At 62.8% G+C, this 12,750-nt stretch carries 15 protein-coding genes and 1 tRNA gene; 6 read left to right on the forward strand and 10 right to left on the reverse strand.

The features are described from left to right. Nucleotides 1-25: 25 nt before the first annotated feature. The 4 genes from ACFOW6_RS01345 to hflK all read right to left on the reverse strand — a co-directional run bounded on the left by ACFOW6_RS01345 (nucleotide 26) and on the right by hflK (nucleotide 4,049). On the reverse strand, nucleotides 26-1,534 hold the full coding sequence (locus ACFOW6_RS01345) for a DegQ family serine endoprotease (RefSeq protein WP_382420371.1): 1,509 nt from the start codon (nucleotides 1,532-1,534) through the stop codon (nucleotides 26-28). Between the two features lie 152 nt (nucleotides 1,535-1,686). After that, nucleotides 1,687-1,875 (reverse strand): DUF2065 domain-containing protein, encoded by a 189-nt coding sequence (locus ACFOW6_RS01350; RefSeq protein ID WP_382420373.1) that lies wholly within the window; start codon nucleotides 1,873-1,875, stop codon nucleotides 1,687-1,689. Between the two features lie 60 nt (nucleotides 1,876-1,935). After that, nucleotides 1,936-2,835 (reverse strand): protease modulator HflC, encoded by a 900-nt coding sequence (hflC, locus tag ACFOW6_RS01355; RefSeq protein WP_382420375.1) that lies wholly within the window; start codon nucleotides 2,833-2,835, stop codon nucleotides 1,936-1,938. 20 nt (nucleotides 2,836-2,855) lie between these two features. Beyond that, nucleotides 2,856-4,049 (reverse strand): FtsH protease activity modulator HflK, encoded by a 1,194-nt coding sequence (gene hflK, locus ACFOW6_RS01360; protein WP_382420377.1) that lies wholly within the window; start codon nucleotides 4,047-4,049, stop codon nucleotides 2,856-2,858. Nucleotides 4,050-4,199: 150 nt separating this feature from the next. Between hflK and apbC the strand changes: the two genes are divergently transcribed. The 3 genes from apbC to ACFOW6_RS01375 all read left to right on the forward strand — a co-directional run bounded on the left by apbC (nucleotide 4,200) and on the right by ACFOW6_RS01375 (nucleotide 6,547). Continuing rightward, on the forward strand, nucleotides 4,200-5,351 hold the full coding sequence (gene apbC, locus ACFOW6_RS01365) for an iron-sulfur cluster carrier protein ApbC (RefSeq protein WP_382420379.1): 1,152 nt from the start codon (nucleotides 4,200-4,202) through the stop codon (nucleotides 5,349-5,351). 72 nt (nucleotides 5,352-5,423) lie between these two features. Beyond that, on the forward strand, nucleotides 5,424-5,837 hold the full coding sequence (locus ACFOW6_RS01370; RefSeq protein ID WP_382420381.1) for an MbcA/ParS/Xre antitoxin family protein: 414 nt from the start codon (nucleotides 5,424-5,426) through the stop codon (nucleotides 5,835-5,837). After that, complete coding sequence (locus ACFOW6_RS01375) at nucleotides 5,834-6,547, forward strand: RES family NAD+ phosphorylase (RefSeq protein ID WP_382420383.1); 714 nt, start codon at nucleotides 5,834-5,836, stop codon at nucleotides 6,545-6,547. The genes ACFOW6_RS01370 and ACFOW6_RS01375 overlap by 4 nt, the downstream gene beginning before the upstream one ends. On the opposite strand, the gene ACFOW6_RS01380 is transcribed toward ACFOW6_RS01375, so the two are convergent. Next, nucleotides 6,540-7,487 carry a transglutaminase family protein gene (locus ACFOW6_RS01380; protein WP_382420385.1) on the reverse strand — a complete coding sequence of 316 codons (948 nt, stop codon included), beginning with the start codon at nucleotides 7,485-7,487 and terminating at the stop codon, nucleotides 6,540-6,542. The two genes, ACFOW6_RS01375 and ACFOW6_RS01380, sit on opposite strands and share 8 nt — an antisense overlap. A gap of 168 nt (nucleotides 7,488-7,655) precedes the next feature. Here ACFOW6_RS01380 and ACFOW6_RS01385 point away from each other — a divergent pair, with 168 nt between their 5' ends. Next, on the forward strand, nucleotides 7,656-8,546 hold the full coding sequence (locus ACFOW6_RS01385; RefSeq protein WP_382420387.1) for a transglutaminase-like domain-containing protein: 891 nt from the start codon (nucleotides 7,656-7,658) through the stop codon (nucleotides 8,544-8,546). Nucleotides 8,547-8,554: 8 nt separating this feature from the next. Here the strand turns inward: ACFOW6_RS01385 and folD are convergent, their stop codons facing one another. Beyond that, nucleotides 8,555-9,448 carry a bifunctional methylenetetrahydrofolate dehydrogenase/methenyltetrahydrofolate cyclohydrolase FolD gene (gene folD / locus ACFOW6_RS01390; protein ID WP_382420389.1) on the reverse strand — a complete coding sequence of 298 codons (894 nt, stop codon included), beginning with the start codon at nucleotides 9,446-9,448 and terminating at the stop codon, nucleotides 8,555-8,557. A gap of 116 nt (nucleotides 9,449-9,564) precedes the next feature. Then, nucleotides 9,565-9,855 (reverse strand): YggT family protein, encoded by a 291-nt coding sequence (locus ACFOW6_RS01395; protein WP_382420391.1) that lies wholly within the window; start codon nucleotides 9,853-9,855, stop codon nucleotides 9,565-9,567. A 220-nt stretch (nucleotides 9,856-10,075) separates the two neighbouring features. On the opposite strand from ACFOW6_RS01395, the gene ACFOW6_RS01400 reads away from it, so the two are divergent. Further along, nucleotides 10,076-10,151: transfer RNA gene (locus ACFOW6_RS01400), tRNA-Ala, on the forward strand. 123 nt (nucleotides 10,152-10,274) lie between these two features. On the opposite strand, the gene ACFOW6_RS01405 is transcribed toward ACFOW6_RS01400, so the two are convergent. The 3 genes from ACFOW6_RS01405 to ACFOW6_RS01415 all read right to left on the reverse strand — a co-directional run bounded on the left by ACFOW6_RS01405 (nucleotide 10,275) and on the right by ACFOW6_RS01415 (nucleotide 12,174). Further along, nucleotides 10,275-10,544, reverse strand: a complete 270-nt coding sequence (locus ACFOW6_RS01405; RefSeq protein WP_382420393.1) for a leucine zipper domain-containing protein — start codon at nucleotides 10,542-10,544, stop codon at nucleotides 10,275-10,277. After that, nucleotides 10,463-11,422, reverse strand: coding sequence for a restriction endonuclease (locus ACFOW6_RS01410; protein WP_382420395.1), 960 nt, complete (start codon nucleotides 11,420-11,422; stop codon nucleotides 10,463-10,465). The genes ACFOW6_RS01405 and ACFOW6_RS01410 overlap by 82 nt, the downstream gene beginning before the upstream one ends. A 272-nt stretch (nucleotides 11,423-11,694) precedes the next feature. Beyond that, entirely contained in the window at nucleotides 11,695-12,174 is a 480-nt protein-coding gene (locus tag ACFOW6_RS01415) for a nucleoside deaminase (RefSeq protein WP_382420397.1), read from the reverse strand. A 139-nt stretch (nucleotides 12,175-12,313) separates the two neighbouring features. On the opposite strand from ACFOW6_RS01415, the gene ACFOW6_RS01420 reads away from it, so the two are divergent. Further along, nucleotides 12,314-12,736, forward strand: a complete 423-nt coding sequence (locus tag ACFOW6_RS01420) for a DUF3775 domain-containing protein (RefSeq protein ID WP_382420399.1) — start codon at nucleotides 12,314-12,316, stop codon at nucleotides 12,734-12,736. The last annotated feature ends 14 nt before the right edge of the window (nucleotides 12,737-12,750 follow it).

Here is a 12,750-nt window from a genome sequence, read left to right on the forward strand (position 1 = left end):
GGACGCCAGGCCGTAACTTTCCCGCTCAGCCGTCCCCCAGGGGAAGGGCCACCCAGAGGAAATCGCCTTCCCGCAGGATCAGCAGGGTGATGACGCGATAGCCCTCGCGGCGCGCGGCAGCCACGCTCTCCTCGATCTCGGCGGGGCGGGTCACCGGCTCCTGGTCCACCTCGGCGATGACATCGCCCGGCTGCAGGCCACTGTCCGCCGCCAGACCGGTGGGGTCCACATCGGTCACCAGCACGCCGTCCACGTCCTCGGCAAGGCCGTAGTTGTTGCGACGCTCTTCCGTCAAGCTTCCGAGCTCCAGGCCAAGATCCTCCAAGGCGCCGCTTTCGGGCTCCGGCGCCTCCCCGCGATCTTCCTCGCCGGAGGGACCCGACATGGCGTCCTCATCCATCTCGCCCAGGGTGACCTCGACGGTCTGCCGCTCGCCGCCCCTCCAGACAACGACCTCGACTTCCTTGCCGACACGCGTCTCGGCCACCATGCGGGGCAGGCTGCGCATGTCCGTTACCTCACGGCCATCGAACTCCAGGATCACGTCCCCCTGCTCGATGCCGCCTTCCGCGGCCGGACCGCCCTCGAAGAGGGAGGCCACCAGTGCACCCTCGGCTTCTGGCAAGCGCAGCCCTTCGGCCAGTTCGTCGGTAACCGTCTGGATCTGAACGCCCAGCCAGCCGCGACGCACCTCGCCATGCTCCTTCAGGGAGGCGATGACATTGCGTGCCATGGCGGAGGGAATGGCAAAGCCGATGCCCACGGAGCCGCCGGACGGCGAGAAGATGGCCGTGTTCACACCGATCACGCGGCCCTCCATGTCGAAGGTCGGACCGCCCGAGTTGCCGCGGTTGATTGAAGCATCGGTCTGCAGGAAATCATCATAGGGGCCGGCGTTGATGTCGCGCTGCCGCGCCGAGATGATGCCGGCGGTCACCGAGCCGCCCAGCCCATAGGGGTTGCCAATCGCCAGGATCCATTCACCAACACGGGCCTCATCGCTGTCTCCCCATTGGGCTGCGGGCAGTTCACGATCCGTCTCGACCTTCAGCAGGGCCAGGTCCGTCTTGTCGTCCGTGCCGACGATCTCGGCCTCGAGGGTGGTGTTGTCGTGCAGGCGGACCGTGATCTCGTCGGCATTGGCCACCACGTGATTGTTGGTGACGATGTAGCCCTCGGAATCGATGATGAATCCGGAGCCAAGGGACGAGGTGCGCCGCTGGCGCGGGAAGTCTGGTGCGCCGTTGGGCTCGCCCCGTTCCTCGAAGAATTCGCGAAAGAGTTCCTCGAAGTTGTCGATGCGCCCGTTGTCCTCGATCACCTGGCTGGTCGAGATGTTGACCACGGTGGGCAGCAGTTCGTCGGCGAGATCGGCGAAGCTCTCCGGGGCGCTCCGTGCCTGCGCCGATGCTCCCAGCGTCATCGCGATCACCAGGACGGCCAGGGCCTGCAGCATCGCAAGAGGCCTCCAGCCGCCGATTGCATGCTTCTCGCCAGGGGCCTGTGCAGCCACGTCCAGTGTACGCTCAAACATATCGAGACAATCCGTTCCGCTTGGGACAATGGGTCACCTGCCCACCGGACAGGCAAAAGCTTCCCCCTGAGCTTACCCTGAGGAAACTGGATGGGGAAAGCCCGATGGCAAGGATTTTTGCTTGGCGCAGCCGGCACGTCCCAGCCACGAGGCTAGATCGCGAGCCAGATCAGGAAGATGCCGACCAGAGCCGAAAAGAGTCCGGAGTAGCGCAGCGCTTCGGGCGGGAGGTCACGAATCTGCTCCAGAATGCGTTCGGGCAGGCTCGGGAAGAGGGCCAGCAAGATGCCCTCCAACACGAACACGAGGCCCAGCCCCACCAGCAGGTCGCCGCCGCTCATCTCACGAGAGCCGGCGGGCGCCGCCGGAGCTGACGCCCGCCTGTCCCTGGAGAGCCATCATTACTGCGTGTCCTGTGGCTCCGGAGCCGTCTCGCCGCCCTGCGACTGGTTGAAGTAGCGCAGGAACTCGTTGTCCGGCGACAGGACCAGGGTGGAGTTATCGCCGCTCAGCCCTTCGCGATAGGCCTGCATCGAACGATAGAAGCGGAAGAAGGCCTGATCCTGGCCATAGGCGGCCGACAGGATTCGTGTGCGCTCGGCATCGCCCTCACCACGCAGGATCTCGGCCTCTCGTTCGGCCTCGGCGCGGATCACCGTGGCTTCACGGTCGGCCGTGGCACGAATGCGCTGGGCCTGTTCCTCACCCTGGGCGCGGAACTCCCGGGCTTCGCGCTCACGCTCCGAAACCATGCGATCATAGACCGCTTGACTGGTCGCGTCCGGCAGGTCGGTACGCCGGATACGCACATCGACGATTTCCATGCCCAGGTTCTCGACCTCACTGTTCACCCGCTCCTGGATCTGCGTCATGATCCGCGTGCGTTCCTGAGACAGGATGCTGGCCAGGGTCTCGTTACCCAGGATGGCGCGCATGGCCGAGTTGACGGTCACGCTCAGGCGATCCTCACCCACCTGTTCGGTACGCACCGCCTGATAGAAGCGAAGCGCGTCCTGAATTCGGTATCTGGCATAGGAATCCACCAGCAGCGGCTTCTGGTCGGCCAGCAGCACGCGTTCTGTCGGCGGATCCAGGTTCAGGACACGCTTCTCGTAGAACAGCACGTTCTGGATAAAGGGTATCTTGAAATAAAGTCCCGGGTCCGTGTTGAGCGCCTTGCGTTCACCGAACTGCAGGACCAGGGCCTGGTCGGTTTCGCGCACGATGTAGGCCGAGCTGAACAAGGCCACGCCGGCGATGATGATAAGGATGCCAAGCGGCAGCAGAAAGCGCGGTGTCATGATGATTTCTCTCCCTTCGCTTACTGGCCGGACTGGCTGGACTGACCGCCGGAGGGATTCGACAGGTTGTCGGTCCGGACCGGCTGGCCATCGCTCAGCGTACGGCGGTTCAACTCGTTAAGCGGCAGATAGGGCACGATATCCTGGGCGCCCTCGGAATCGAGCAGGATCTTCTTCGTGCTGCCATAGACTTCCTGCAACGTCTCCAGGTACATGCGCTGGCGTGTCGTGTCCGGAGACTCGGAATAGGCGTCGTAGACGCTCAGGAAGCGCTGTGATTGACCTTGAGCCTGTGCCACAACTTCTTCGCGATAGGCATTGGCCTCCTGGATGATCCGCTGGGCATCGCCGCGAGCACGCGGCAGGATGCCGTTGCGATAGGCTTCGGCCTCGTTGCGCAGTCGTTCCTGGTCCTGCAGGGCGCGCTGCACATCGTTGAAGGCATCGGCCACCTGTTCCGGTGGCTGCACCTGCTGCAGCTGGACTTGCGTGATCAGGATGCCAGAGCCGTAGCTGTCCAGGACGCTCTGCAGCAGCTCTCTGGTGGACCCTTCGATGTCCTGCCGCGATTCGGTCAGTGCACGCTGGATATCGGTCTGGCCGATGATGTCGCGCATGGCACTCTCGGCCGCCGTCTTCACCGTCGCGAAGGGCTCGCGAATGTTGAAGAGGAAGTTGCGCGCATTGGAAACGCGCCAGAGCACCGTGAAATCGATGTCGATGATGTTCTGGTCCCCGGTCAGCATCAGGCTTTCCTGGGCCACGTCATCCTGCGTCGCTCCGGAAGTCTCGGTCGTACGGAAACCCACTTCGATGGCGTTGATGCTCTCCACCGAGGGCGTTTCCACCTCGCCAATGGGCGTCGGCCAGTTCCAGTGCAACCCGGGCTCGGTCGTCTTCGTATAGCTTCCGAAAACCAGGACCACGCCTTCCTCGTTGGGCTCGACGCGATACAGACCGGAGAGCAGCCAGATGACGATGGCGGCGATGATCAGGAGCACGATCACCTTGCCGCTACCGAATCCGCCCGGCATCAACCGCTTGAGGCGTTCCTGGCCCTGACGGATCATGTCCTCGAAATCGGGAGGACGCTGTCCGCCGCCGCCACCGGAATTGTTGCCGCCGCCGGCGCCGCCGCGTCCCCAGGGGCCGCCGCCACCACCGCCGCTGCCCCCCCAGGGGCCGCCGCTACCGCCGGACGATTGCCATGGCATATGCATCACTCCCTCTTCATTCATCGGGTCCGCCTGCTGTAAAACGGACGTGCGGACCATATATCACGCGGTACAGTGTTAGAAAGCCGCAACTTTGCACTGCGGTGAAAATTCCATCTACATGCCATCAGGCCACAGGAAAAGAGCAGTATGAGCGGACCCAGCGAAAACGACATTCTCGAAGCCCTGAAGACGGTACGCGACCCTGAGAGCGGAGAGGACATCGTCACGCAAGGCATGATCAGCGGCCTGGTTGTCAAGTACGGCAATGTGGGGTTCTCCATAGAGGTGGACCCCGCCAAGGGCCCGGAACTGGAGCCCCTGCGCCAGGAAGCTGAGAAAGCGGCAGAGAACGTCAAGGGCGTGCTCTCGGTCAGCGCCATGCTGACCGCCCACCGCGGCGCGGGCCAGGCAAGCGGCGGTCCCTCGGCCCAGACCCAGGGCTCTGGCACACAGCACCAGCACGCGCACCAGGGTCAGCAGGAGGGCCAACAGGCGCGCCAGATGGCGCCGGGCGTGAAGCACATCATCGCGGTCGCCAGCGGCAAGGGCGGCGTCGGCAAGTCGACGGTGGCCACCAACCTGGTCCTCTCGCTCAGTTTGCTTGGCCTGAAATGCGGCATCATGGACGCCGACATCTATGGCCCCTCGCAGCCGCGCATGCTGGGCATCACCGGCCGGCCGCAGAGCGAGGACGGAAAGATCCTGAAGCCGATGCAGAACTACGGCATCTCCTGCATGTCCATGGGCTTCCTGGTGGCCGAGGATGCACCGATGATCTGGCGCGGCCCCATGGTGCAGTCGGCGCTGCAGCAGATGCTGCGCGACGTGGAATGGGGCGAGCTGGACGTGCTGGTGGTGGACATGCCGCCGGGCACGGGCGACGCCCAGCTGACCATGGCCCAGCAGGTGCCGCTCTCGGGTGCGGTGATCGTCTCAACGCCCCAGGACATCGCCCTGCTGGATGCGCGCAAGGGGCTGAACATGTTCCGCAAGGTGGACGTGCCCGTTCTCGGCATCATCGAGAACATGAGCCTCTTCGTCTGCCCCAACTGCGGGCATGAATCCCATGTCTTCGGCCATGGCGGCGCGAAGACCGAAGCCGAGCGCCTGGGCTGCGATTTCCTGGGCGAGATCCCGCTCAATATCGATATCCGCGAAACCTCGGACAGCGGTCGCCCCATTACCATCTCCAATCCCGACAGCCCGCACTCGAAGGCCTTCGCCGAGATCGCCGGCAAGGTGCGCGACAAGCTGTTCCAGGGTGCCCAGAAGGCGGCCCCGAAGATCGTCATGGAGTAGGCGATCGTCTCGGCGGACATGTGATTGCCATTTGGCATCGTTTCTCCTATATTTAGCCAAAAGGAGAAATGCATGTCCGAACTTCAGCTGATCGAAACCGATCCCGGTGCCTTCGCCCCGGCGCCGATCACGCAGGACGAGGCGGCCGCGATGTTCCGGGCCGCGCTCAATCTCTTCGATCGCTGGGGCCTGAACGACGAGCAGGCGGCCACGCTGCTGGACCTGACCGTGCGCACCTATCGCCGCTGGAAAGCTGAAGGTCCTGGCCGGATCAGCCGGGACGGCCGCGCCCGCCTGTCGAATCTCATGGGAGTCCACAAGGCGCTGCGCATTGTCTTCAACGACCCCCAGCGCGGCTATGACTGGATCAAGGCCCCCAATACGGCCTTCGGCGGCCGCTCCGCGCTGCAGGTCATGCTGGACGGCGAACTGACCGATCTCATGCGCGTGCGCCGCTATCTGGACGCGGAACGCGGGGCCTGGTGAGCGAGGCGCGCAACATCCCGGTTTCCAGGGTGGACTGGCCGGATGCACGCCGCATCATTCGCAGCCAGCACCCGCCCATCGATCTCTTCGAGGATATCGCCGAGCCTTCCGACTGGAGCCGAATCCTCTCCGGAGAGCAGAAGACAAACCCCCGCCTCATGGAAAATATCGGGCAGCTCGACCTGGTGCCGGAAGAGCGTCGCGTGGGCGGTCCGGGAGCGAGCTATCTCATGGCGCCCTTCACCCACTGTTCGACGGACCGCCCGAGCCGTTACAGCGAGGGCCGCTTTGGCGTGCTCTATGTCGGCGAAACCTTCGAGGTGACGCTCTTCGAGACGCTGCACCACCACACGGCCTTCATGGCCCGCACACAGGAGGCAGCGGGCTGGACCTCCAGCTTTCGGGAGCTTCTTCTCGACGTATCGGCCGACCTGCACGACCTGAGACCAGGCGCCCAGGATCACGCCGCCATCCTGGACCCGGACGACTATGGTGCATCCCAGCGTCTGGGCCAGGCCTTGCGGGCCGCCGGTTCGGATGGCCTGGTCTATCCCAGTGTCCGCTGTCCCCGGGGCGACTGCGCAGGGCTGTTCCATCCCGACCTGGCAAGCAATCCTCGCCAGGGCCGCCACCTGGATTATCACTGGAACGGGAGGCGTGTGGATTTCGTCCGCGAAAGCGACAGCGGCCGGGTGTTCGCGATCACCTGACGTCCTGCAGCGTCAGTTCGGGATCCGGCAATCCCGAAGAGGCCTGTTCCTCGAAGCGTACGACGGAGACCTCCACCTCCATGGACAGGAAGGCGGCGCCTCCATCATGATAGCTGCCGCTGACCGGCATGGCCTGCTCCGGTGTACGGGTGGCCGCCACGCGCACCAGGTTGCGGCCGGCTATGATCTGGTTGGTCGGATCGAACTCGACCCATCCCGCCCCCGGAACGAAGACATCCGCCCAGGCATGCGTCGCGCCACCGCCGCTCAGGCTGCCGCCGTTCTGCTCTTCTGCCCCCGCCCCTGCCATCGCGGGATCATGAAGGTAGCCCGTGACGAAACGCGCGGCGAACCCCAGGGAACGGGCCGCCTCCATGAAGAAGTAGGCAAAGTCCCGGCAGGTGCCGCTGCCGGCCGCAAGGGTTTCCGACGGAGACTGCACACCGCTTTCCTCCCGCCGGCGATAGGCAAAGCTTTCATGAATCCGGCCGCTGAGCAGGTCCAGCACCTGGAAGCTTGCGTCCGGCAAGTCGGGCATTTGCTCTGCCAGCCAGCTCCTGAGCGCAGGCTGGTCCTGCGGGGAATGGATATGGAGCAGGGGCGAGAGGTCGAAGGCCTCCTCCGGCTCGTAGGTAAAGGGCCAGGGACCGGCGTAGCGCTCGATCCGGGCTTCTGGATTGTCCAGGCCATAGCGGCGAAGCAGAAGGTCGCTCGCGATGACCAGTCTGTCCGCCTTTTCCCGGAACGTCAGCCGCGCCACCGAATTCCCGAAGGTATCGAACTCCCAATGGATGTCGGCCGCGGGCGTCACGCTGAGGGCTGAATCCAGGATCCGCATGTCATGACCGTCCCGCGGACGGATTCTCAGGCGATGGACTCCAAAGGTCACGGGCCCGTCATAGGTATATGTGGTACGGTGATTGATACGCAGCGTGGTCATGGCCCGCTGGACTTCTGAGCTGCGGAATGGAGCAAGCCGTTCCTCCCGAGGGTTCTAGCGCCGGACGCTTCGCTGCACCTGCAGGCCAGCGATCCGCACAACGCTCTTGCCGGGTCAGCATAGAGTGCGCGTCCCGGGGAGGCCAGACACCAACCAAAGAAAGTCACCATGTTTATCCGCATCGGATTCGAAATCGTTCTCGAGTGCAAAAGCGAGACGCCGCTTATCCTGGCGCTTTCGCCGCACCCCGACTACGATGGCCGCGTGATCGGCGACGATCACGTGCGCAGCGACTCCAACCTGTCCATGCAGGAGTACATCGACGACTTCGGCAACCGCCGGACTCGCCTGATTGCACCGCCCGGCCCGCTGACGCTCTGGTCGGACTGCATCGTCGAGAACTCCGGCCTGCCGGATGTTTTCGACTGGAACGCCCGCCAGCACAGCGTACCGGACCTGCCGCCCGAAGTGCTCGGCTATCTGAACGCCAGCCGCTACTGCGAGTCCGATGAACTGGCCGAGCGCGCCTGGGCCCTGTTCGGGCATACGCCGCCCGGCTGGGCGCGGGTCCAGGCGATCTGCAACTGGGTGCATAACCACATAACCTTCGGCTATCACTTCGGGCGCCCGACAAAGACCGCCGTGGACGTCATGCGCGAGGCCACCGGTGTCTGCCGGGACTTCGCGCATCTCGCGATCACGCTCTGCCGGGCCATGAACATTCCCGCACGCTATGCCAGCGGCTACCTGGGCGATATCGATGCTCCCCCAATGGAGATCGGCGATTTTTCTGCCTGGTTCGAAGCCTTCCTGGAGGGGCGCTGGTTCACCTTCGATGCCCGCCACAACACGCCGCGGATCGGGCGCGTGCTGATGGTGCGCGGCCAGGACGCGGCCGACGGCGCCATGATAACCTCGTTCGGCACCCACCACATGAAACTGTTCCGCGTCTGGACGCATGAGGTGAGCGGAGCGGACACGGATCGGGACCTGTTGTCCCTGCTGGAGACCCGTCCCGACGCACCGGCCATGACCCTGGCGCCGGAAGTCTCTCCCTAAGACCGGCGCTACAGTGTCAGGTCGGGGGCCGGCAGGCCCCTGGCACGGCAGGCCGCCGTCAGGGTGTTCGCCAGCAGGCAGGCAATGGTCATCGGCCCGATGCCGCCAGGCACGGGCGTGATGGCCCCGGCCACCTTCACCGCTTCGTCGAAATCCACGTCACCCACCAGGCGGGTCTTGCCCTCCTCGCCCTCGACGCGGTTGATGCCGACATCGATCACGGTTGCACCAGGCTTGATCCAGTCGCCCTTGACCATCTTCGGCCGGCCCACGGCCGCCACCAGGATATCGGCATTGCGACACTCGGCCGGCAGGTCGCGGGTGCGCGAGTGCGCGATGGTCACGGTGCAGCTCTCGCCCAGCAGCAGCTGCGCCAACGGCTTGCCGACGATGTTGGAGCGCCCCACGACCACGGCCCTCTGGCCCGAGAGGTCGCCCAGGTGATGGCGCAGCAGCATCAGGCAGCCCAGGGGCGTGCAGGGCACCAGGGCGTCCTGCCCCGTGGCCAGCCGGCCGGCATTGATGACATGGAACCCATCCACGTCCTTGGTCGGATCGATGGTGTCCAGCACGGCAGCGGAATCGATCTGCTCCGGCAGGGGCAGCTGCACCAGGATGCCATGAACCTCCGGGTCGGCGTTCAGCGTCTCGACCAGGTCCAGCAGCTCTTCCTGGGTCGTGGACTCGGACAGGCGGTGTTCGAAGGACTGCATGCCCGCTTCCAGGGTCTGCTTGCCCTTGTTGCGCACATAGACCTGGCTGGCCGGATCCTCGCCCACCAGCACCACGGCCAGGCCGGGAGTCAGACCGGCATCGTCCTTCAGGCGCGCGACCTCCTGGCCGACCCGTTCACGCAGCCGGGCGGCAAAGGCCTTTCCGTCGATGATGCTGGCATCCGTCATGCTTTGTCCTCTTCCTGACGCGGTTCAGCGGGCGCAGGCACTCTTCCTGCCCGAAGCCGCAGCGGCCAACCCGGAAACGTCGCATTCGGCGCCATCACCGACACCGCTCCGGCGTTTCAGCTCAGTGCGGGATAGATATCGTAGAACAGCAGGTTGCGCAGGAAGATCAGCAGCAGGATCAGAACCATCGGCGAAAGGTCGATGCCGCCCAGGTTGGGCAGGATCCGCCGAATGGGCGCCAGGGCCGGCTCCGTCACGCGATAGAGGAAATCGGTGATCACGTAGACCACTTGGTTGCCGGTATTGACGATGTTGAAGGCCACCAGCCAGCTCAACACCGCCGAGCCGATCAGCAGCCAGATGTAGATGTTGATGACCAGGTCCAGAATGGAAAAAAGCGCATGCATGCGAGCGGGACTCCCCCTTGGCTTTCGGTCCGGCCCACCTATACCCACAGGCGGGGAGGTCCCGCAAGGATTTCTCCCTTGTCTCTCAAGGACTCAGCACCACAAATCAGGGGCAGCCGGAGCGCATGATGCAGAGGCTTGACAGCCTCCGCGCCCGTGACCATTATCCGCGCTCCCGACGCCGCACGCACCGGCCATGATGGCGCGCGGCAGCTCTTGTGGGGCCGTAGCTCAGTTGGGAGAGCGCAGCAATCGCACTGCTGAGGTCAGGGGTTCGACTCCCCTCGGCTCCACCAAAAGCCCTCGGTCCATACCGGACACATGGTTTACATTTGATACCGGAGAGATGGTTTACAGTTTCTCCGGGGCGAATGGATTGGAACCGGGTTCGACGCGGTCCGTCTCCTGATCGAAGAATCCTAAATCATAGTCCATGAAACTGACCAGCCAGATTTGATCATCGACCTCGCGGATGCCGAGGAGTTGTCCGGCGAAGGCGGTGCTGAGGTTGATTTTGCTTGCCGATAAGGGCGCCGGCTGCGGTTAAACAAGGTATCGACACCGCATTCTTTGTAGCGGTTGAAGATTTTGTAGCCGGAAACTATAGCTAAACCTGAACGGCTCTGACGTCTAACATCATATCGAACGCGAAATTGGTTGGGGGCGGCATACCAAGAGGCTCGATCCAAGCCCTCACAATACGCCCGAAATCAACTTCCCATGAGTGAAGGTAACAGTTTCGCGGTGGAGTGATAGACGATAGGTCGAGTATCATAGAGGCGTGATCGTCCTTTTGAATAATTTCAGTTGAGCCAAAATCGTGTTTACTCACAGTAGTGTCGTCCTGTGAAGTCGGCTCAACGCCCCCATAGTTCCATACGCCAATGACATCGGCGCTATCCTGGCGCAATTTTGCCCTCAGCATCGTTTCGCAATGACGAACCGGCACACCGTCTACCAATAATCCCGGATAATGAATGGTGGCAGTGAGATTCGATGATCGGTCATAAAAAAACTTATCACCAAAGTGGTTAGTGAATTCTTGCAAGATTCCAATTAGAGGGGGTATATTTGTCTCGTAAACTGATATCTGCGGCTGCGACGAAATGCGATTCATACATGTGGCGTCAATGAATACAGTAACTTTGAGTTTTTCAATATCGATATATTTCGTCGTTAACTTAGCTGATTTGCCCCAAGCCTGAATTTCCGCATCGGTCATTTCTGAGAATGTTCGAAGAATTATTCCGCGCGCTTCTGCCTTGCTTTCGGCAGGGCCTGTAAAGCCGGAGGTGGAAACAGCGATCACTCCGTCCGCACCTAAGCTTGCACGGCGGCCAATCAGTTCTTCGATCCACTTGACATCTTGAGGCGGCTTATGTCGTCGACATTCGATATGGGTCTTCTTTCCCTCACGTTCGATCATGCCATCGATCTGCCGTAACTGATCGGTGTCTGGGTCGCGAATCTTCTTGTTCCAGGTAATCTTTGCGCCAGCAGGTTCGATCAACATGTGGATACGGGTGACAAGTTGCTCCAAGTCCTTCGATGATTTTGCGAGTGTCATTTTGCCACCGTACCTACTCTGCCCGGTTCGCGCTTTCTGAATGTGCACCAGAAGATTGACACTTTCGTCCAACTTCAGCCTTTGCAAAAGAAACAGACATAGGTGTGCTGAACGATCAGGCCGCCAAAAAACCGCGCCCGATTAATCACTCCTTAAAACTTTTTCGGCAGGATCGTGAGCATGGAAGCTGTTTTCCGTCCCTAGCATCTGCTTCCTTTTCTGCCCAGAGAGCCGCGCTGCCCCGCGCGGCTCTCGCTTTTTCGGCCCCTTGATCATTGCTGCATGTCCCGGGCCTGCGCCGTGCGCCGCGCCTGGAAGAAGTCCTTCAGAACCTCTCCACAGGCCTGTTCCTGAACACCGCCCACCACTTCCGGCCGGTGATGGCAAGTCGGCTGCTGGAAAATCCGGGCGCCGTGATCCACGCCGCCGCCCTTGGGGTCATAGGCGCCGAAATAAAGGCGCCGGATCCGCGCGAAGGCGATGGCCTGGGCGCACATGGCGCAGGGCTCCAGCGTCACGTAGAGGTCGCAGCCGGCCAGCCGGGCCGCCCCCAGCTGCGCGGCGGCATGCCGCAGGACCAGCAGTTCGGCATGGGCCGTGGGGTCATCGTCAACCTCCACGCGATTGTGGGCCGCTGCCAGAACATCCCCCTGCGGCCCGACCAGCAGCGCGCCCACGGGAACCTCGCCGGCGGCCGCGCCCTGTCGGGCCTGATCCAGCGCTTTCTTCATGTAGTCCTCACGCGCTATCATGGTTGCCTGGGTCCCGCTGCACTCGTTATCACAGGTTTCAGACAAGCGCCGCGATTGCGCAAGGTCAAGGATCAAGGTAAGGGTGCAGAACTGCGTGAGAAAACCGGATAAGGCAGCCGAACGAGCGGAGTGACAGGAGATGCTGGAGATAGATCCAGACAAGGTTTGCTACATCATCGCGCGGTTCCACGAGTTCGAGGAAGAGGAGCTCATCGACGACCCCGAGCGGGACGACGATGAGGACGACTTCGACCTGGATCACGAGGAGGCCTTCGACGAGCTGGACGGGCATAATGACAATGACCCGCTGGGCGAGGAGCTGGCCGGCTATATCTCCTCCCTGCCCGAGGACGAGCAGATCGAACTGATCGCATTGACCTGGGTCGGCCGAGGCGACTACGGACCGGGGGAATGGTCGGATGTGATCGAGGCGGCTGCCGATCGCTTCAACCTGCGCACCGCCCACTACCTGCTGGGCATGCCGCAACTGGCGGATTACCTGGAGGAAGGCCTGGCGGCCTTCGGCCTGTCCTGCGGCGATTACGAGGAAAACCGGATCTGACGCCTCCACGCCAG

The organism is Fodinicurvata halophila, assembly GCF_042651425.1.
In the GTDB taxonomy this organism is placed as follows: Bacteria; Pseudomonadota; Alphaproteobacteria; order Kiloniellales; family DSM-21159; genus Fodinicurvata; species Fodinicurvata halophila.